The organism is Vibrio nereis NBRC 15637, assembly GCF_001591105.1.
GTDB lineage: Bacteria > Pseudomonadota > Gammaproteobacteria > Enterobacterales > Vibrionaceae > Vibrio > Vibrio nereis.
Genome location: NZ_BCUD01000010.1, coordinates 101,635 through 121,754, shown reverse-complemented (window position 1 = coordinate 121,754; position 20,120 = coordinate 101,635). Strand labels below are relative to the sequence as shown.

Here is a 20,120-nt window from a genome sequence, read left to right as displayed (position 1 = left end):
CAGTTATAACTTTCTGCGCAGCAGCATCAAGGCGATTCCAAGGAAGACCACACTTGGCATTAACGCGCCAAACACAGGTGGGATGCCATACACTAAAGTAAGTGGTCCGAAGAACTCGCTGGAGATATAAAATGTAAAGCCAGCAACTACACCCGACAACACGCGAGCGCCCATACTTACGCTTCGTAATGGGCCAAACACAAATGACAAGGCGAGCAGCATCATCACCGCGATAGAAATTGGCTGCGTGATCTTACGCCACAGTGCCAAATCGTATCGCGATGCATCCTGCTCAGACGCTTTCAGATAATTGACATAATCATACAGTCCGCTCAATGACAGCTCTTCTGGCTTCACCGTTACGACAGCCAGCTTGTCTGGTGCCAAGGATGTGCTCCACGGCATCTCATCCATCTCACGTTGACTGATCTTGGTCTCATCAACCATATCTGTGATTTGCACATCACGCATCAGCCAAGTGTTATCTTGCTGGTAATCGACTTCTTCCGCGAACAAAACCGACTGGAGATTTTTCTCATCGTCAAATCGCCACATGTTTAATGCGTAGAGTTTGTCGTCTTCCACTTTGCCGATGAAAATAAAATCATTGGCATCGCGCGCCCACACCCCTGCCCGAACAGAGGCAAGGTTACCACCCGATATCGCAAACGCTCTTAAATCGCGCGCCATCTTTTGAGCTTCCGGTGCGCCCCACTGGCCTAATGTCATGACAATCAACATCAGTGGAACGGCCGTTTTCAGTACTGAGAGTCCGATGTCGAGCTTAGAAACACCTGCCGCTTGCATCACCACCAGCTCAGAGCTCGACGCCAGCATTCCAAGGCCGATCAACGCGCCCAGCAAAGCCGCCATAGGGAAGAACATTTCGATATCACGCGGGATACTCAGCAAGACAAAATATAGGGCGTGCATCAAGTCATACACACCTCGCCCTACTTTACGCAACTGTTCTACGTACTTAATAATGCCGGAAAGACCGATGAAAGTGGCTAAAACCAACGCGGTGGTCGAGATGATGGTTCTACCGATGTAAAGGTCTAAGAGTTTAAACACAGATTACGCGAGCCTCTTTTTGCGGAATTTTTCTTTCATTGTTCTCACTGCAACGCTGTCCATCATATTCGCTAAGATAGCCACCAATAACAGTAATGCATTGATCGGCCACATGCCGATAGACGCCGGCACATCACCATTTTCTAATGCAGACTTCGTCGCACTAATCGCAAGGAAATAAGCGAGATAAATTAGGATTGCAGGGCCCATTTTGGCGAAGCGACCTTGTCGAGGGTTTACTGCAGACAGCGGAATCACCAACATGGTCAACAGCGGAATACACACAAACAGCGAGATACGCCATTGCAGCTCCGCTTGCGCCGATGGGTTTGGGTGACCAATTAAATCAACAGTCGCAAATGCTTCCCAATCACGCCCTTTCTGCTTCACCTCACGCTGACCAATCACCCCTTCATATTCATCAAACTTGGTGATCATATACTCAAGGCGCGTTGGTATACCTTCGTAGCGTGTGCCGTCGTCCATCACGATGATCTGACGACCATCCGACAATTCTTTCACTTCACCAGAAGAAGAGAACATCACGCTCGGTAATATCGACTCTTTAGGTCTCATTTGTGCAACAAAGACGCTATCTAAAGTATTGCCCTGGATATCGTCAATAAATACCACTGATGAACCATCAGGCGTGCTCTGGAATTGCCCTTTTTTCAGCAAATCAACGCTATTTTCCGCTTGAACTTGCTCTATCAAATACTCAACTTTGTCTTGCGACCAAGGGGAAAGCCAAAGGGCATTGAACGCCGCGATGCCCGAAGTGATTAACGCAAGATACAACGCAGCTTGCACTAAGAATTTATTCCCAATTCCCGTTGCGTTCATGACAACGATTTCACTTTCTGCATACAAACGGCCAAAAGTAATCAAGATCCCTATGTACAAACTTAAGGGCAGCATCAACAAACCCATTGCAGGCATATTTAAACCTACAATGGAAAATATCAATCCTGCTGGAATATCACCGCCTGAAGCATCAGCGAGCACACTGATAAACTTCTGACTCAAAAACACCAAAAAAAGCACAAAAAAGATGGCTAACTGGCTCTTGAGTGTCTCGCGGATCAAATATCTAACAATAATCACGCTGAAATTACCTATACAAAACTTGTTTTTTTAATTGAATCACTATAATTTCCCGTTGAACCTTATATTTTTAAATTTTTGGCTAATTGTTAATGCGCTTATTTAAAGACAGTTCCGGTTAGGGACCCAACAAGTAAGACGCCATTATCTAACATTTAGTTCTATTTGTCTTCAGGATGTAGGAGTACGCATGGAGTTCAGTGTAAAGAGTGGTAGCCCAGAGAAACAACGTAGCGCATGTATCGTTGTCGGTGTGTTTGAACCACGTCGTCTTTCTCCGGTTGCTGAGCAGCTCGACAAAATCAGCGATGGCTATATCAGTTCACTACTTCGCCGTGGTGACCTGGAAGGTAAACCGGGGCAGATGCTACTGCTTCATCAAGTACCTGGTGTTCTGTCAGAACGCGTTCTACTCGTCGGTTGTGGTAAAGAGCGTGAATTGGGTGAACGTCAGTACAAAGAGATCATTCAAAAAACCATCAACACACTAAACGAGACAGGTTCGATGGAAGCGGTTTGCTTCCTAACTGAACTGCACGTTAAAGGTCGTGACACTTACTGGAAAGTGCGCCAAGCTGTTGAAGCAACCAAAGATAGCTTGTACACGTTTGATCAATTCAAAACCGTAAAACCAGAAACTCGTCGCCCACTACGCAAACTGGTATTCAACGTGCCAACTCGCCGTGAACTGAACCTTGGCGAGAAAGCGATTGCTCACGGCCTGGCGATTTCTTCTGGTGTGAGAGCGTCTAAAGACCTTGGCAACATGCCACCAAACGTAGCAAACCCAGCTTATCTTGCTTCTCAAGCTCGTCGCTTGGCTGATGACCATGAAACAGTAACAACAAAGATCATTGGCGAGCAAGAAATGGAAAAACTGGGTATGACTTCATACCTAGCGGTTGGTCGTGGCTCTAAGAACGAATCTATGATGTCTATCATGGAGTACAAGGGCAACCCAGATCCAGACGCAAAACCGATCGTACTGGTGGGTAAAGGTCTTACTTTCGATTCAGGCGGTATTTCACTTAAACCAGGCGAAGGCATGGATGAGATGAAGTACGACATGTGTGGTGCTGCTTCTGTATTCGGTACCATGAAAGCACTGGCGAAGCTAAACCTTCCTATCAACGTTATCGGCGTATTGGCTGGCTGTGAAAACATGCCGGGCAGCAACGCGTACCGCCCGGGTGACATCCTAACGACAATGTCTGGTCAAACTGTTGAAGTATTAAATACCGATGCAGAAGGTCGTCTTGTATTGTGTGATGCGCTAACTTACGTTGAACGCTTTGAACCTGAGTGTGTCGTTGACGTAGCAACCCTAACGGGCGCATGTGTTATCGCACTAGGCCACCACATCAGCGGTGTTATCTCGAACCACAACCCACTGTCTCACGAGCTAATCAACGCTTCTGAGCAGGCAAGCGACCGCGCATGGCGCCTACCAATGGCTGACGAATACCACGAGCAGCTAAAGAGCCCATTCGCCGATATGCAAAACATCGGTGGTCGCCCAGGTGGCACGATCACAGCAGGTTGCTTCCTGTCGAAGTTCGCCAAGAAATACAATTGGGCGCACATTGATATCGCAGGTACTGCGTGGAAGTCAGGTGCAGCGAAAGGCTCTACGGGCCGTCCGGTCTCAATGCTTGTCCAATTCTTACTGAATCGAAGCGGCCACGAGACTGAGGAATAATATTCCAAGCATAAAAAAGGGCCGCGAGGCCCTTTTTTAGTATATTGGCTGACAAGACACGAGAGTTCCCTATGCCGAATGCCACGTTTTACATCATCAAACCAGATAGCCAGCAAGCACAAAGTGAAGGCTTTCTCGATTACGTCGTTTTTCTTGCTCAACATTTTGCTAAGCAGGGAGCGAAGGTGTACATCAACGGTGAAAGTAAAGCGCAAGCCGAGCAACTCGCCGAGCACTTTTGGCAAGTGGAGCCCGAACACTTTATTCCTCACAATCTTGTTGGTGAAGGCCCCAAATACGCCACCCATATTGAGATTGGTCACCAAGGTGTAAAGCCTTCTTGGAACCGCCAATTAGTAATAAATTTGGCTGAAAATGAGACAACCTTTGCGAACAAGTTTGCCGAAGTGGTAGACTTCGTGCCTTGCGAGCAAAAAGCTAAGCAGCTCGCAAGAGAAAGATATAAAATCTATCGTCAAGCTGGCTATCAGTTACAAACGATAGAAATCGAATACAACTAACGGTCAATCCTTATAGTTAAGGCGATCTTTTATAAGATCCCTCACTTATAAAGATTGACTAGAATTTCAACCATCAACGTATCCATTTTAGAGCGCTATGGAAAAGACATATAACCCAACTTCAATCGAACAAGCGTTATACCAAGCTTGGGAAGAGAAAGGCTACTTTAAGCCACACGGTGACACGACTAAAGAATCATACAGCATCATGATCCCGCCACCGAACGTCACTGGTAGCCTACACATGGGCCACGCGTTCCAAGATACGATCATGGATACGCTTATCCGTGCTGAGCGCATGAAGGGTAAAAATACTCTTTGGCAAGTAGGGACTGACCACGCTGGTATCGCAACTCAAATGGTTGTTGAGCGTAAGATCGCAGCAGAAGAAGGCAAAACGAAACACGATTACGGTCGTGATGCTTTCATCGACAAGATTTGGGAATGGAAAGGCGAATCAGGTGGCACGATCACTAAACAGCTTCGTCGCCTTGGTGCATCTGTTGACTGGGAGCGTGAGCGCTTCACCATGGATGACGGCCTATCCAATGCCGTACAAGAAGTCTTCGTTCGCCTATACGAAGAAGACCTAATCTACCGCGGTAAGCGTCTAGTTAACTGGGATCCAAAACTGCACACAGCGATCTCTGATCTAGAAGTAGAAAACAAAGACAAAAAAGGCCACATGTGGCACTTCCGCTACCCACTAGCGGACGGCGCAAAAACGGCTGACGGCAAAGACTACATCGTTGTAGCAACTACTCGTCCAGAAACCGTGCTTGGCGATACAGGTGTTGCAGTTAACCCAGAAGATCCTCGCTACAAAGATCTTATCGGTAAAGACATCATCCTGCCTATCGTTGACCGTCGCATCCCAATCGTGGGCGACGAGCACGCAGACATGGAAAAAGGGACTGGTTGTGTGAAAATCACACCTGCGCACGACTTCAACGACTACGAAGTCGGCAAGCGCCACCAGCTACCGATGATCAACATCCTAACTTTTGACGCCAACATCCGTGATGCAGCAGAGGTGTTCACAACCAACGGTGAAGCCAGCGACGTATACAACGCGCAGCTGCCAGAGAAATACCACGGTATGGAGCGTTTCGCAGCGCGTAAAGCCGTTGTTGCGGAATTCGAAGAGCTTGGCCTGTTAGACGAAATCAAAGATCACGATCTAACCGTACCTTACGGTGACCGTGGTGGCGTTGTTATCGAACCAATGCTGACTGACCAGTGGTACGTTCGCACTGCACCACTAGCGAAACCAGCAGTTGAAGCGGTCGAAAACGGCGACATCCAATTCGTACCTAAGCAATATGAAAACATGTACTTCGCGTGGATGCGTGATGTACAAGACTGGTGTATTTCTCGTCAGCTATGGTGGGGCCACCGTATCCCAGCATGGTACGACAACGACGGCAACGTATACGTGGGTCGCACTGAAGAAGAAGTGCGCGAGAAGAATGGTCTTGCGCCGGTCGTGGTACTTCGCCAAGACGACGACGTACTGGATACTTGGTTCTCTTCTGCTCTTTGGACATTCGGCACTCAAGGCTGGCCTGAAAACACGGAAGCACTGAAGCAGTTCCACCCATCAGACGTATTGGTATCTGGTTTCGATATCATCTTCTTCTGGGTAGCTCGTATGATCATGATGACGCTACACTTTGTGAAAGATGAAAATGGTAAGCCACAAGTACCATTTAAGACCGTTTACATGACTGGCCTTATCCGCGATGAAAACGGCGATAAGATGTCTAAGTCGAAAGGTAACGTGCTTGACCCAATCGATATGATCGATGGCATCGACCTAGAGTCTCTCGTTGAGAAGCGTACTGGCAACATGATGCAGCCTCAACTTGCGGCGAAGATCGAGAAGAACACACGTAAGACGTTTGAAAACGGCATCGAAGCCTACGGTACCGACGCGCTACGTTTCACGCTGGCAGCAATGGCATCAACAGGTCGCGACATCAACTGGGATATGAAGCGTCTTGAAGGTTACCGCAACTTCTGTAACAAACTATGGAACGCAAGCCGTTACGTACTGATGAACACAGAAGAGCAAGATTGTGGCTTTGGCGCAGGTGAAATTGAATATTCACTAGCAGACAAGTGGATCGAATCTCAGTTTGAACTGGCAGCGAAAGAGTTCAATAGTCACCTAGATAACTTCCGTCTGGATATGGCTGCGAACACGATTTACGAGTTCATCTGGAACCAATTCTGTGACTGGTACCTAGAGCTAACGAAACCTGTTCTTTGGAAAGGTAACGAAGCTCAGCAACGTGGTACACGTCGCACGCTAATCACAGTACTTGAGAAAACACTTCGTCTGGCTCACCCAGTGATTCCTTACATCACAGAAACTATCTGGCAAAGCATCAAGCCATTAGTTGACGGCGTTGAAGGTGACACTATTATGCTTCAAGCACTGCCTCAGTTTGATGAAGCAAACTTCCACCAAGAAGCACTGGATGACATCGAGTGGGTGAAAGCGTTCATTTCTAGCATCCGTAACCTGCGCGCTGAATACGACATCAACCCAGGTAAACCACTGGAAGTGATGCTAAAAGCCGCAAGTGAGCAAGACGCAGCGCGTCTAGAAGCCAACAAGCAAGTACTGGTTTCTCTAGCCAAGCTTGAGTCAGTACGCATTCTTGCTGCGGGTGAAGAAACACCAGCGTGTGCAACGGCACTTGTGGCTAAGTCTGAGCTGATGATCCCAATGGCAGGTCTGATCGATAAAGATGCAGAGCTTGCTCGTTTGGATGGCGAAATCAAGAAAACTCACGGCGAAATCAAACGCATCGAAGGCAAGCTGGGTAACGAAGGTTTCGTTGCAAAAGCACCTGAAGCGGTTGTGGCGAAAGAACGTGAAAAGCTAGAAGGTTACAAAGAAACTCTAGCGAAACTTGAAGAGCAAAAGACAACTATCGCCGCTCTTTAATGCAGTGATACAGTCAAAAGAAAAGGCAGCGAATTCGCTGCCTTTTTTATTGAAAGTGAGATTACCCTAAGGCTCTCTTGCTTCTTGTATGCGTTGCTCAAAGTCCGGATGTGAGCTCAACCATTCCGGTATTTCTACCATTTCTTGGTCTTGGAATAGCTCAAACATTTCAGCCATCGGCTCACTACTCCCGTATACCGTGATCATCGCATGCTTAGCGTAGCTATCGGCTTCACTTTCTGCGTCTCTTGAGTGTCCATTCGACAAAAAGAACACACCAAGACCAGCAAGGTTATCCACGATCCCGGAGCTCTCTCCCGTTATCAACGCGACACCCACAGAAAGTAAACTTGAGTGAACCAGCTTCTCCATCATATGGCGGTGGTGAATATGACCGATCTCATGCAAGATGATACTGTCGAGCTGCTGGTCATTATCAGCTAACTCAACCAGTTGATCGAGCAAGACAATTTTTCCACCCGGCAATGCAAACGCATTCGCTCCCATCTCTGATGAGCGGAATACAATCTCCAACGGATAGGGCAGCGCCTCTAAAGACTCAAGGTGAGACTCAACACGCTGACGAATTGCCTCTTGTTGCAAATCTGACAACTGGCTTTCCCCCCACTGATCATCGAAGGCATCGAGAATTTCGTCTCCCAGTGCGACAGCCACAGAATCCGGCACCACTAACGCCACTTTTTCACTCACCCAAGGTAAACCATAGTAGTAACCACCTAGGATTACCCCTAGGCAAGCCACAGCAGAAAGCAGCCATGCGAAGACATTCGATTCAATCTTATCAACCACCCCCACTTTACGATGCCGTTGTAGCCACTGAGTCATCTGTGTGGTGCGCTCAGCGATAAACACCCATCCATCGGGAAACTTAAATCGAATCGGTAAGTGGCCCACTGGAACGCTAACCTCCACATACTTCATGTCACAACTCACAATGAGATCATCAACATGCAAGCACAGACTGTCTGGCTGAGTGACATCAAGCTCGGCTTCGTAGCGCACCGAGCTTTTAGGGGGAAAAGCGGTACCTGAAATTAGCATTAACCGATACCAATGCCTAAATCAAACGCTTCAGCGATTTCATCCGTCACAGCAGACTTCATATCATTGGTTTGATCGTTCGCGTTTAGGTAGCTCATGTCGCCGATCACTGCGGTGTGATTCGCAAGGTAGCGACTGGTACGTACCATAACCCAAGGACGCGCAATACCCAGCGTCACCACTTGCAGCAAGAAGTTAGACACAACTAACCAGATGTAGCCTTTAACAGTCAAATCAGAATCTAACTGATACTCGTTGTCCTGCGACTCTTCATGGTTGATGCGAATTTGAGTGAACACATAGTTACGGATGCACACCGCGGTGTACGCCGTGAGTGCAATCGACATCACGATCATGCCGATGTAAGCAAAGGCAATAAATGTCGCTTGGCCGTCACTCGACAGCGAATTGAAGTCACCATTTTGAATCGCGTTAAAGTCTAAGCCACCAAACACCGTCACCAGCATCAGAGCCAAAATAGCCATCGCGGCAAGCAAGCCGATACCCATTGCTTTCAAGTACAACTTGATGAAGAAGCCTGTCTTAATGTCGGCACTGAATGCCCAGTCACCGTATTTGTAACCGTTGGCAAAAAACTTATGCACTCCTGCGATAACCCACGCATAAAGAAACGCCATTAACAGCAAAGAGCCAAGCGCCAAAATGATTGAAATCGTAGTAGAGACACCGAACGCCGAGAAGATTAGAGAGAAATAAATCATCATAACGATGAGTGCGCCTAAACCGCGTCCCATCAACGAGATATAGGCATCTTTAAGCGAAGAAGTGAAAGAGAAATGAACATTACGATAGCTGGTCATCACTGCATCGAAACGTGCATTACTCCAAAGTAACCAAGGAAGCGCTGCGTAGAAAATCAGCAACAAAAGTGCGCTGATCATAGGCCATAAGCTATTGGATACTGACCAAAGAAGGACGATAGCAAAAGCCACCAATCGTCCTTTTAGGATCTGCATCGGTGTCGCGTGATACTCAAAGTTATCACCTGCGATCAGCGTGTTGCCGTAAAAGTAACGCTTGGTTCTGACTTTTGCCCAAGCAGAGTAAATACCTAGCGTGATAATGGAGAGTAAAACGTTGACAATCCAAATGCCAAAGAACTCTCCCCCCTTCCCGTTAAACTGCACCGGGTTGGAGATGTGTTTCTGTTCCATATGTTATTTCCTGACGTTTAAATGAACTTGTATTTTTTAGCCGATTAATGTCTTATATTTCATTCAACCAGTCCATAAAAGCGTACAGAAAAAGCACAAGCTATGGATATGCATCACATAACCTATAGCAAGAAAAACAGGGTCACTGAATCTTCATCACTTTTTCGCAATTCACACCACCCTATTTTGTTCTCTCCCCTCGATAAATGCCGCGACATTATCCATAAGAATATTCGCTAATTTCTGAATAGAAGAGTCACTTCCCCACGCGACATGAGGTGTGAGCAGCAGATTCGGTAAATGAATATTGTCGAGCAGAGGGTTAGTGATATCTGCTGGCTCTTGAGTGAAAACATCCACCCCAGCGCCCGCAATCGAGCCGTGTTTTAACGCATCAACCAACGCCACCTCATCAACGAGCCCACCACGACCTGCGTTAATTAAAATGGCGTTAGATTTCATTGCGGCCAGCTCAGGCTTTCCGATTAAATGGTGGGTATTATCATCCAGCGGGCAGTGTAATGTGACGACATCGGCGAGCTGCAACATTTGCTCAAACGGAGTGAAGCCCTCTCGGCACTGCTGGGCTCCTTTTCTCTCGGCAAAGATCACCTGCATACCAATGGCTTTGGCTAATGTCGCCGTTGCCTGGCCCAATGCCCCTGAGCCGACAATCCCCAAGGTGGATCCCGCTACGTCACCTATCGGATGGGTGAAGAAACAAAACTGCTTATGGCGTTGCCACTCTCCCTTAGCAATGTCGTTGTGGTAAGCCATCAAGTTGCGTCTGAGTGCAAAGATCATGGCAATGACATGTTCTGGTACAGACTGAGTGGAATATCCTTGCACATTGGTGACGGCAATGCCGTGCTGTTCACAGTAGTCCACATCGATATTGTTAAACCCGGTTGCCGACACGGCGATCAATTGGAGATCGGGTAACTGAGACAGCACATCGCGATCCAATACGACTTTATTGGTAATCACAACATGTGCGTCTTTAAGACGATCCAGTATCTGATCTGGCGAGGTAAAATCGTATTCGATCCATTGGTGATCAAACGGTAAGTGCGGAAGTTCAATTTGGCTTGGAATCGTGGCACGATCCAAAAAAACAATGTTAGGCAGCGACATACTATCTCCTTGTGCTGCCTAATTAATATTATGGTCTTGGCAGCGTTTTGTAGTCTGGTAATTGTCGCACAGGATCAAAATAGTGAAAGATCCTCGCTTCCGCTTCAAGATAGAAGTCACAAGGAACAAAGATACTGCGCAAATCATGGCTGTCAGGGTGATAAAAACTCAGCTCTGCCGCATGCAGCTCTAAACGATCAGAAAAGAGAAACGCTTCACCTTGCGAGTAAAACTCATCACCCACAATCGGGTGGCCAAGGGCCTGCATATGGACCCGAAGTTGATGCGATCGACCTGTAATCGGCAGCAACCTGACCATCGTGGTTTTTTCTTCACGTTGCACGACCTGAAACAGGGTTTTCGATGGCTTACCATCTTCAAAACAAACCTTTTGTCGTGGTCGGTTGGGCCAATCAGCGATCAACGGCAACTCGACAACCCCTTCGTCTTCTTCGACTCGTCCCCACACACGCGCATAGTAAACTTTGTGGGTTAAACGATACTGAAATTGCTTCTTTAGCGCGCTTTCCGCCGGTTTGTTTTTTGCCAGCAGCATCAAACCCGACGTACACATATCTAGGCGATGAACCACTTGAATCTCTGGATACGTTTCCAGAAGCCTAGACCACATGCTGTCGTAATGCTCCGGTGCGCGGCCAGGCACAGACAAAAGCCCCGACGGCTTATTCACCGCGAGGAGATGTTCATCTTCATAAACGATATCAACCCAAGGGTCGCGCGGTGGGTTGTATTCCAACATGGGCATAAAAAATCTCGATAATAACAAGCGCAAAGAGTATATACCGAACCAGCATTTGAGGGCAGTTTTCTCTCTTTTCGCACTATTTTCCTAGCTCAAAAAGCGGAAAAATAGTTAAGTGTAAAAAATCTATGACAGCATGATTATTTATGTTATTGATTTAGTGTCTTGACAGATAATAAATACAAAAAAACACAACATTTCATAATTAGGCAGTAAACATGGAAAGTATCACTATTTCTGCGCCACAGTCTCGCTTCTCGCTGGCGCACCTTGTACGTTCATTAGGCCCAGGAATCATGATGGCAGCCGCAGCCGTCGGAGGTTCTCACCTTGTCGCATCAACAAAAGCAGGCGCAAACTATGGCTGGCAATTGGCTGCACTCATTTTGCTAGTCAACCTATTCAAATACCCATTCTTTCGCGCAGGCGTACAATACACGATGGGCACAGGCAATAGCCTAGTGGAAGGCTACTCGAAAATGGGCAAACCATATTTATGGTTGTTCTTTGCCCTTAGTTCGATTTCAGCCGTCGTCAATACCGCTGCGCTGCTGATGTTCAGTGCGAGTTTGTTGGCCTATTTTGTCCCATTCAATTTATCTATGCCCGTATTGAGCGCCATTGTCCTAACAACCTGTTTAGCCATTTTATTTGCTGGTCACTACAAAGCGCTCGACCTATTGTCCAAAACCATTATGGCGGTACTCACCATTGCCACATTGGCGGCTGTATTCATTGCGTTAGGAAGCCCAGTCCAGCCAATGGAGGGCTTTGAGTCCCCTTCCCCTTGGACACTGGCCGCCATCGGCTTTATCGTCGTCACGATGGGCTGGATGCCAGCACCGATTGAAATATCCAGCATCACTTCAATGTGGCTGAAAAGTCAGTGCGCGCAGCAAAATGTGACACCTCGCTCTGCACTGTTCGACTTCAACGTAGGCTACATCGGTACAGCATTACTGGCGATTATTTTTCTTTCCCTAGGGGCATTGGTGCTTCATGGTTCTGGCATCGAACTTTCGGGGTCAGGCGTCAAATTCACCCACCAGTTGGTTGGGCTTTATGCCTCCACGATTGGTGAATGGTCACGCTACTTAATTGCGGTTATCGCATTCTTTTGCATCTTTGGCAGTACCATTACAGTGATCGATGGCTACGCGCGCGTGTTATCTGAATCTCAGCGACTTATAAAAAAGCAGTCTGAAATGAAACCAGCGGTCACTTTAAGCTGGATGGTGGTTGTCTCAGCGATCGCGTTAGCCATCGTGCTATTCTGGGCGAAAGCGTTATTGCCTATGCTCAACTTTGCCATGATCCTCGCATTTGTGACGACACCGTTTTTTGCACTGCTTAACTACATCTTGGTCACTAGAACTCAACTGCCAGCCCCGCTTGCCGTCAGTAAACAGCTACGATGGCTTTCTATTGCCGGTTTAATTTATCTATTTGGCTTTCTTGCGGTCTTTGTCTGGTGGAAGTGGCTGCTATAACCACAAAAAAGGCCTTCGAATTCGAAGGCCTTTTTCATTCAGTCAATGTCGACAAGTCTAGTTGTGAGAAACCACAATCAAACGCAGAGAATCAAGCTGGTACTGAGCTTGGCTAATGTAGCCTGTCAGCTCTTTGATTTGTTCATCAATGGCGTCGATCTCTTCGTCACGAATGTTCGGGTTTACCGCTTTCAGAGCTTGTAAACGCTCCAGTTCCGCATTCAGGCTGGCTTGCATCTCTTTTTGCGCCTGTTCACGAATTGCAGCCACTTTCTCAACGATCAGTTCGTCGCCCACAGAGATCAACTGGTGAACCTGAGCTTGTACCGATGCCACCAGCTTAGTCGCAATGTGGCGGCCAACAGGGCTTAACTGGCGGTTAAAGCTATCGAACTCAACTTGAGTAGACAGATCATTCCCTTTGCCATCGAGCATCATGCGGATCGGTGTCGTCGGCAAGAAGCGGCTAATACCACTGCGCTTCGGTGCCTGAGCATCCACTTTATAAACCAGCTCAAGCAACATGGTGCCCACTGGCAGAGCTTTATTTTTCAGTAGCGATACAGCGGTCGTACCGACGCCCTCACTCATCAGAAGATCAATACCACCTTGGATCATTGGGTGCTCCCAACTGATAAAGTTCATATCTTCACGTGAAAGTGCGGTATCGCGATCAAACGTAATGGTGGCCCCTTCGTAAGGCAGACCAGGATAACTTGGCACCATCATGTGTTCTGACGGTGTCACTACTAGCGCATTTTCGCCTTTATCGTCTTGGTTCAAGCCAATCGTGTCGAACAAGCTGAGTGCAAAGGTTACTAGGTTAGTGTCACCATCCGTTGCCGCGATCTTATCGACAATCGCCTGAGCTTTATCGCCTCCGTTGGAGTGCATTTCTAATAGACGGTCACGGCCTTGCTCAAGCTGTGCTTTCAGCTCTTTGTTCATCGCCGCCGACTCTGCGATAACCTCTTCCAGCTCAGTAATGTCACCCGAAGCCAGCATGCCAATCAATTGATCCGAGTACTTATCATACACCGCACGACCTGTTGGGCAGGTTTCCGCAAACGCATTTAAGCCTTCATCAAACCAGCGTGCTAGGATCGCTTGTGAGGTGTCTTGCAAGTATGGAACGTGCACATCGATATCTCGATTTTGACCAATACGGTCCAAACGGCCGATACGCTGCTCAAGCAAATCAGGGTTGAATGGTAAGTCAAACATCACCAACTGGTTGGCGAACTGGAAGTTACGACCTTCTGAGCCGATTTCGCTACAAATGAGCACCTGAGCGCCGCCCTCTTCTTGGGCAAAGTACGCCGCGGCTTTATCACGCTCAATAATCGACATGCCCTCGTGGAATACCGTGGCACGGATACCTTCGCGCTCACGCAGAGCTTGCTCCAATTGCAGCGCAGTGCTCGCGCGAGAAGCGATCACCAAAATCTTTTCGCTGCGCTTGTCTTTGATTTTTTCCAGTAGCCAGTTAACGCGGCTATCAAACTGCCACCAGCTTGAATCTTCGCCTTCGAATTCTTGGAAGATTTCCTCAGGATACAGGTTCTTCATCGCTCGCGCTTCTGGCGTCATTTTACCGCCAATCATGCCAGCCACACGCATCGCGGTGGTGTACTGCTGCGGGATAGGCATTGGGATCAGATTAACGTTACGCTTTGGGAAACCTTTGATCGCCGCACGGGTGTTACGGAATAGCACTCGCCCTGTACCATGACGGTCCATGAGATTATCAATCAACTCTTGGCGCGCGGCAGCTTTCTCTTCTTCGCCGCTGTCGCTTTCAATAATGCGGAACAGAGGTTCCACATCCTGTTCGGACAGCAGTTCGGTGATTTGATTCTTCGCTTCGTTTTCCAATTTGTGACCCGAGAACAACGCACTCACAGAGTCCGCAACGGGAGCGTATTGTTCTTCTTCTTTGACGAACTCTTCGTAGTCAAAGAAACGATCCGAGTCGAGTAGACGCAGACGCGCAAAGTGGCTTTCACGGCCCAGCTGCTCTGGCGTTGCTGTTAGCAGTAAAACACCAGGCGTGCTTTCAGCCAGACCTTCAATCACTTGGTATTCACGGCTTGGCTTTTCAGGGCTCCACTCTAGGTGGTGCGCTTCATCGACCACCAGCAGATCCCACTCGCCTTCTAACGCCTGTTCAAAACGTTTACGGCTCTTACGCAAGAAATCCAGAGAACACAACACGTATTGCTGGGTATCAAACGGGTTGTCCGAATCTGCGTAAGCTTCGATGCAACGCTCTTCGTCAAAAATAGAGAAATGCAGATTAAAACGACGCATCATCTCCACCAACCACTGGTGTTGCAGGGTTTCAGGAACGACGATCAAAATGCGTTCAGCGCGACCTGCCAGCACTTGCTGGTGAATGATCATGCCCGCTTCAATGGTTTTGCCCAAGCCCACTTCATCGGCCAAAAGTACGCGAGGAGCATGGCGGCGGCCCACTTCGTGCGCAATGTACAACTGGTGCGGAATCAAACCTGCGCGCATACCACAAAGGCCTCGCATCGGGCTCTTGTGTTGCTCGTATTGATTCATCAACGCGCGGTAACGCAGCACAAAGTTGTCCATACGGTCGATTTGACCGGCAAACAACTTATCTTGCGGCTTATTGAAACGAATCTGATTGCTCAACATGATTTCACGCAGAGCCACGTCTTCTTCACCACTATCTTCACGCGTACCGATATAGGTAAACAGACCTTGGTCTTCTATCACTTGCTCAACTTTCAGTGACCAACCTTGCTGGCAATCAATCACATCACCAGTATTAAACGTCACTCGGGTTACGGGCGCATCGTTACGAGCGTACACTCGGTTTTCTTCAGAAGCTGCAAACATTAAAGTCACAGTACGAGCATCCAATGCTACAACGGTTCCTAAACCTAAATCGCTCTCCGTCTCGCTGATCCAGCGCTGGCCCAAAGCAAATGTCATGAATCGACTACCTCATCTGTTTAAGTCAAAAAATGGGTCTATTTATCTTAGCTGTTCTTGCGCGACTTGAAAGGCATCTAACGGGGAAAACTGTGTTAGAAGCCGCGCATAAAAAGGCCGCTAATGTTACTCGAAGCTGTGATATTGGTCACGTACAAAGGCCTCAAAAAACAACAATTTTTTGTCCATCTTTTGCATGACATCAAAATGTAAGAAAGAGGTGGCACATCTAAAGGGGTGAGTTGTAAATATGATTTATAATCTTAGTGACAACCGCGTTTCTCATGACTAATAAAACCATGTGAAAACGTGCGTTGTTTAGGATGAAGATCAACACGGGTTTGCAGTAATGTAGTCAAACCATTAGACCCCGAATTGGATTATCCGATTACAATGTCGCTGACTACATGCAGCAAACAAGCGCAGTTAGACCCTTCAGATTATGAAGGCGAGCAAGCCGCGTTGCGGCAAGGAGACGCTTATGGGCGACACGGATCGAAAACTATTCGTCCTCGACACCAACATCCTTCTTCATGAACCTTTAGCTATTTACTCCTTTCAAGAGCATGACGTGGTCGTCCCCATGACGGTGCTCGAAGAACTCGACAAAATCAAAGACAGCAAACGCGACGTCGCACGTGATGCCCGCGTGGCTATTCGTGCGTTAGAAGCACTATTTACAGACGCCACCCCGGATGAAATCTCTGAGGGTATTCCGATTAACCGAGACAAAGAAGCAACAGGACATATCGCCATTCTGGCTGATTTTGAGCTGCAAGAAACCGTCAAAGCCTTTGCTGACAAGGCGGGTGACAATCGCATTCTCAATGCTGTGCTTTATCTGCAAAACAAACGTGCGCCGCGAGAAGTGGTACTCGTTACCAAAGACATCAACATGCGTTTGCGTGCCAAAGGCGCTGGCGTACGCTTTGTTGAAGATTATCGCACCGACCAACTTATCGATGATGTTCAGTACCTCACCAAAGGTTTCCAGCAAATAGAAGGCGACTTTTGGAGTAACATTGAGCAAGTGGAAAGCAAAAACCTTGCGGGTAAAACCTACCACACGCTCGATAGAGAGCCATTCGAGCCCACTTACATCAACCAATATGTGCTCGATGAGGAAAGTGATTTTGCTGGCAGAGTGGAAGAGATCACGCCAGAGAAGATCACCATTAAAGATCTCAGCCGCGAGCGTATGATGCACCGCCGTGCATGGGACATCACGCCGAAAAACATTTACCAAGGGATGGCGATGGATGCCCTGCTCGACCCAGATATCGACTTAGTGATCTTAACTGGTGCTGCAGGTAGTGGTAAAACTCTTCTCGCGCTCGCATCCGCGCTGGAACAAACGATTGAACACAAGATGTTCGATAAGATCATTGTTACCCGCAACACCCCTGATATTGGTGAATCTATCGGTTTCCTACCAGGTACCGAAGAAGAGAAAATGCTGCCGTGGCTCGCCGCCGTGACCGACACACTTGAGGCACTGCATAAGAACGATCACTGCACAGAAGGCTCTCTCAAATACATCTGTGATAAAGCCAATATTCAATTTAAATCAATCAACTTCATGCGTGGCCGCTCGATCCAAAACGCGTTTGTATTGTTGGATGAGTGCCAAAACTTAACCGCTTCGCAAATCAAAACCATCATCACCCGCTGTGGTGAAGGCACCAAGATCGTTTGTTCTGGTAACCTCGCGCAAATCGACTCTCACTACCTCACCCCGGTGACGTCCGGTTTAACCTACATGGTAGAGCGATTTAAGAGCTTTGAGGGCAGTGCCAATATCCACCTCAATGGCGTCGTCAGAAGTCGCTTGGCAGAATTTGCCGAAGAGAATTTATAATCACACCTGGCGAGATAAAATTCATATCTCGCCATTTTTATAAAATAATTATTCACAAGTGCAATTCAAATATGTTTAACTATCTCCATTAAATGAATGAACATTCAAGGACTGGAGCATGGCTTTCAATTTACGTAACCGCAACTTTCTTAAGCTACTTGATTTCACCCCTAAAGAGATCCAATTCCTACTCGATCTTTCGGCTGATCTGAAAAAGGCGAAATACGCTGGTACAGAGCAGAAAACCCTGGTCGGGAAAAACATCGCTCTCATCTTTGAAAAGTCATCCACTCGTACTCGCTGTGCGTTTGAAGTGGCCGCCTTTGATCAAGGCGCTCAGGTGTCTTACATCGGCCCTTCGGGGTCGCAAATCGGCCACAAAGAATCGATGAAAGACACCTCACGTGTCCTTGGCAGAATGTACGATGGCATCGAGTACCGCGGTTTTGGTCAAGAGATCGTGGAAGAGCTCGGGGAATACGCAGGTGTGCCAGTATGGAATGGCTTAACCAACGAATTCCACCCGACACAAATTCTGGCTGACTTCCTCACCATGTTAGAGCACGGCCGAGGCAAACAGCTGCATCAGATTAAATTCGCTTACTTAGGTGATGCACGTAACAACATGGGTAACTCACTGATGGTAGGCGCGGCAAAAATGGGCATGGACATTCGCCTGGTCGCACCAAAAGCGTACTGGCCGGAAGACGAGTTGGTTGCACAGTGCCGCGAGATTGCCCAACACACTGGAGCAAAAATCACTCTGACCGAAAACGTTGATGAAGGCGTGCAAGAGTGTGACTTCCTTTACACCGACGTCTGGGTGTCAATGGGAGAAGCACCAGAAGCTTGGGATGAACGCGTGGCAATGATGACGCCTTACCAAATCAACATGGATGTAATTAAGAAAACCGGCAACCCGCAAGTGAAATTCATGCACTGCCTGCCAGCTTTCCATAATGATGAAACCACCGTTGGCAAAGAAGTCGCAGAGAAATATGGCATGAACGGCCTAGAAGTGACTGAAGAGGTCTTTGAGTCCGAGCACTCCATCGTGTTCGATGAAGCGGAAAACCGTATGCATACCATCAAAGCTGTGATGGTCGCCACACTTGGTGCATAGCACCCGCAAAAATTGCAGATCAAAGGCGCGATGTAATCGCTTGCGTTGGCAAAAGTAAGGCGTATAATGCTGCGCAATTTGTCTGGAGATAGTGAAAAATGCCGCGTAATTCGTGCTCTACAATGCGTATTACACTGGGTAAGCCAAAGCGCTTGCCGGCCTTAGTTTTTTCTATTTCTACCGATTTTAAAAGCCTCCCGTAATGGGAGGCTTTTTTATTGCCTAAAATTCGTACTCAGATGGGAAGATGACTATGACAAACACGCTTTACAACAAGCACATTATCTCGATTCCTGAGCTCTCACGTGATGAGCTGGAATTGATTGTCAAAACTGCTGGTGAACTCAAAGCCGAGCCAAACCCAGATCTGATCAAAAATAAAGTGATCGCGAGCTGTTTCTTTGAGCCTTCAACACGTACTCGTTTGTCATTTGAAACTGCGATTCAGCGCATTGGTGGTGACGTGATTGGCTTCGACAACGGTGGCAACACATCGCTGGCGAAAAAGGGCGAAACTCTGGCCGATTCCGTGCAAGTTATCTCTTCTTATGTCGATGCATTCGTGATGCGTCACCCGCAAGAAGGGGCTGCTCGTCTGGCGTCTGAATTTTCTAAAGGTGTACCAGTTATCAATGCAGGCGACGGTGCCAACCAACACCCGACACAAACGCTGCTTGACCTATTTTCTATCGCCGAAACGCAAGAGCGCCTAGACAACCTGAATGTCGCCTTTGTGGGTGATTTGAAATACGGCCGAACGGTGCACTCACTCACTCAAGCCTTGGCTAAGTTCAACAACGTTCGTTTCTTCTTTGTCGCACCGGAAGCGCTGGCCATGCCTGATTACATCTGTGAAGAGCTAGACGAATCAGGCATCGAGTACAGCCTGCATACGGACATGGAAAGTGTTATTCCTGAGCTTGACGTGCTGTACATGACACGCGTACAAAAAGAGCGTTTTGATGAGTCCGAATACGCCCACATCAAATCGGCTTACATTCTGACAGCGGCAATGCTTGAAGGTGCACGCGAAAACCTGAAAGTACTTCACCCGCTGCCACGCGTGGATGAAATCACGGTCGATGTCGACAAAACACCGCACGCTTATTACTTCCAGCAAGCCGAAAATGGCGTTTATGCTCGCGAAGCCCTATTGGCACTCGTACTGAATCAATCACTGTAATCGGGGGGAGA

14 protein-coding genes are annotated in these 20,120 nt (G+C 47.8%); 7 read left to right on the top strand and 7 right to left on the bottom strand.

The genetic code is table 11. From position 1 onward, the window contains the following. Positions 1 to 3: 3 nt before the first annotated feature. Positions 4 to 1,074, bottom strand: coding sequence for an LPS export ABC transporter permease LptG (gene lptG / locus VNE01S_RS12345; RefSeq protein WP_053396407.1), 1,071 nt, complete (start codon positions 1,072 to 1,074; stop codon positions 4 to 6). Positions 1,075 to 1,077: 3 nt separating this feature from the next. Continuing rightward, positions 1,078 to 2,178, bottom strand: a complete 1,101-nt coding sequence (gene lptF, locus VNE01S_RS12340; protein WP_053396406.1) for an LPS export ABC transporter permease LptF — start codon at positions 2,176 to 2,178, stop codon at positions 1,078 to 1,080. Positions 2,179 to 2,368: 190 nt separating this feature from the next. On the opposite strand from lptF, the gene pepA reads away from it, so the two are divergent. The 3 genes from pepA to VNE01S_RS12325 all read left to right on the top strand — a co-directional run bounded on the left by pepA (position 2,369) and on the right by VNE01S_RS12325 (position 7,354). Beyond that, positions 2,369 to 3,877, top strand: a complete 1,509-nt coding sequence (pepA, locus tag VNE01S_RS12335) for a leucyl aminopeptidase (RefSeq protein ID WP_053396405.1) — start codon at positions 2,369 to 2,371, stop codon at positions 3,875 to 3,877. A 71-nt stretch (positions 3,878 to 3,948) separates the two neighbouring features. Continuing rightward, on the top strand, positions 3,949 to 4,398 hold the full coding sequence (locus VNE01S_RS12330; protein ID WP_053396404.1) for a DNA polymerase III subunit chi: 450 nt from the start codon (positions 3,949 to 3,951) through the stop codon (positions 4,396 to 4,398). A gap of 97 nt (positions 4,399 to 4,495) precedes the next feature. Continuing rightward, positions 4,496 to 7,354 (top strand): valine--tRNA ligase, encoded by a 2,859-nt coding sequence (locus VNE01S_RS12325; RefSeq protein ID WP_053396403.1) that lies wholly within the window; start codon positions 4,496 to 4,498, stop codon positions 7,352 to 7,354. 66 nt (positions 7,355 to 7,420) lie between these two features. On the opposite strand, the gene VNE01S_RS12320 is transcribed toward VNE01S_RS12325, so the two are convergent. The 4 genes from VNE01S_RS12320 to VNE01S_RS12305 form a co-directional block, all read right to left on the bottom strand. After that, positions 7,421 to 8,416 carry a M48 family metallopeptidase gene (locus VNE01S_RS12320; protein WP_053396402.1) on the bottom strand — a complete coding sequence of 332 codons (996 nt, stop codon included), beginning with the start codon at positions 8,414 to 8,416 and terminating at the stop codon, positions 7,421 to 7,423. Then, the gene (locus VNE01S_RS12315; protein ID WP_053396401.1) at positions 8,416 to 9,591 is read right to left on the bottom strand and encodes a YjgN family protein; all 1,176 of its coding nucleotides are present in this window, start codon (positions 9,589 to 9,591) and stop codon (positions 8,416 to 8,418) included. The genes VNE01S_RS12320 and VNE01S_RS12315 overlap by 1 nt, the downstream gene beginning before the upstream one ends. A gap of 171 nt (positions 9,592 to 9,762) precedes the next feature. Then, positions 9,763 to 10,725: a D-2-hydroxyacid dehydrogenase gene (locus tag VNE01S_RS12310; protein WP_053396400.1), complete on the bottom strand. Its 963-nt coding sequence runs from the start codon at positions 10,723 to 10,725 to the stop codon at positions 9,763 to 9,765. A gap of 28 nt (positions 10,726 to 10,753) precedes the next feature. After that, positions 10,754 to 11,491 (bottom strand): RluA family pseudouridine synthase, encoded by a 738-nt coding sequence (locus VNE01S_RS12305; RefSeq protein ID WP_053396399.1) that lies wholly within the window; start codon positions 11,489 to 11,491, stop codon positions 10,754 to 10,756. Between the two features lie 215 nt (positions 11,492 to 11,706). Here VNE01S_RS12305 and VNE01S_RS12300 point away from each other — a divergent pair, with 215 nt between their 5' ends. Continuing rightward, complete coding sequence (locus VNE01S_RS12300) at positions 11,707 to 12,978, top strand: NRAMP family divalent metal transporter (RefSeq protein ID WP_053396398.1); 1,272 nt, start codon at positions 11,707 to 11,709, stop codon at positions 12,976 to 12,978. Positions 12,979 to 13,035: 57 nt separating this feature from the next. On the opposite strand, the gene rapA is transcribed toward VNE01S_RS12300, so the two are convergent. After that, complete coding sequence (rapA, locus tag VNE01S_RS12295; RefSeq protein WP_053396397.1) at positions 13,036 to 15,945, bottom strand: RNA polymerase-associated protein RapA; 2,910 nt, start codon at positions 15,943 to 15,945, stop codon at positions 13,036 to 13,038. A gap of 481 nt (positions 15,946 to 16,426) precedes the next feature. On the opposite strand from rapA, the gene VNE01S_RS12290 reads away from it, so the two are divergent. The 3 genes from VNE01S_RS12290 (at position 16,427) to pyrB (ending at position 20,109) form a co-directional block, all read left to right on the top strand. Next, positions 16,427 to 17,803, top strand: a complete 1,377-nt coding sequence (locus VNE01S_RS12290) for a PhoH family protein (protein WP_053396396.1) — start codon at positions 16,427 to 16,429, stop codon at positions 17,801 to 17,803. A gap of 118 nt (positions 17,804 to 17,921) precedes the next feature. Then, positions 17,922 to 18,926 (top strand): ornithine carbamoyltransferase, encoded by a 1,005-nt coding sequence (locus VNE01S_RS12285; protein ID WP_053396395.1) that lies wholly within the window; start codon positions 17,922 to 17,924, stop codon positions 18,924 to 18,926. A 253-nt stretch (positions 18,927 to 19,179) separates the two neighbouring features. After that, the gene (gene pyrB, locus VNE01S_RS12280; RefSeq protein WP_053396394.1) at positions 19,180 to 20,109 is read left to right on the top strand and encodes an aspartate carbamoyltransferase; all 930 of its coding nucleotides are present in this window, start codon (positions 19,180 to 19,182) and stop codon (positions 20,107 to 20,109) included. The last annotated feature ends 11 nt before the right edge of the window (positions 20,110 to 20,120 follow it).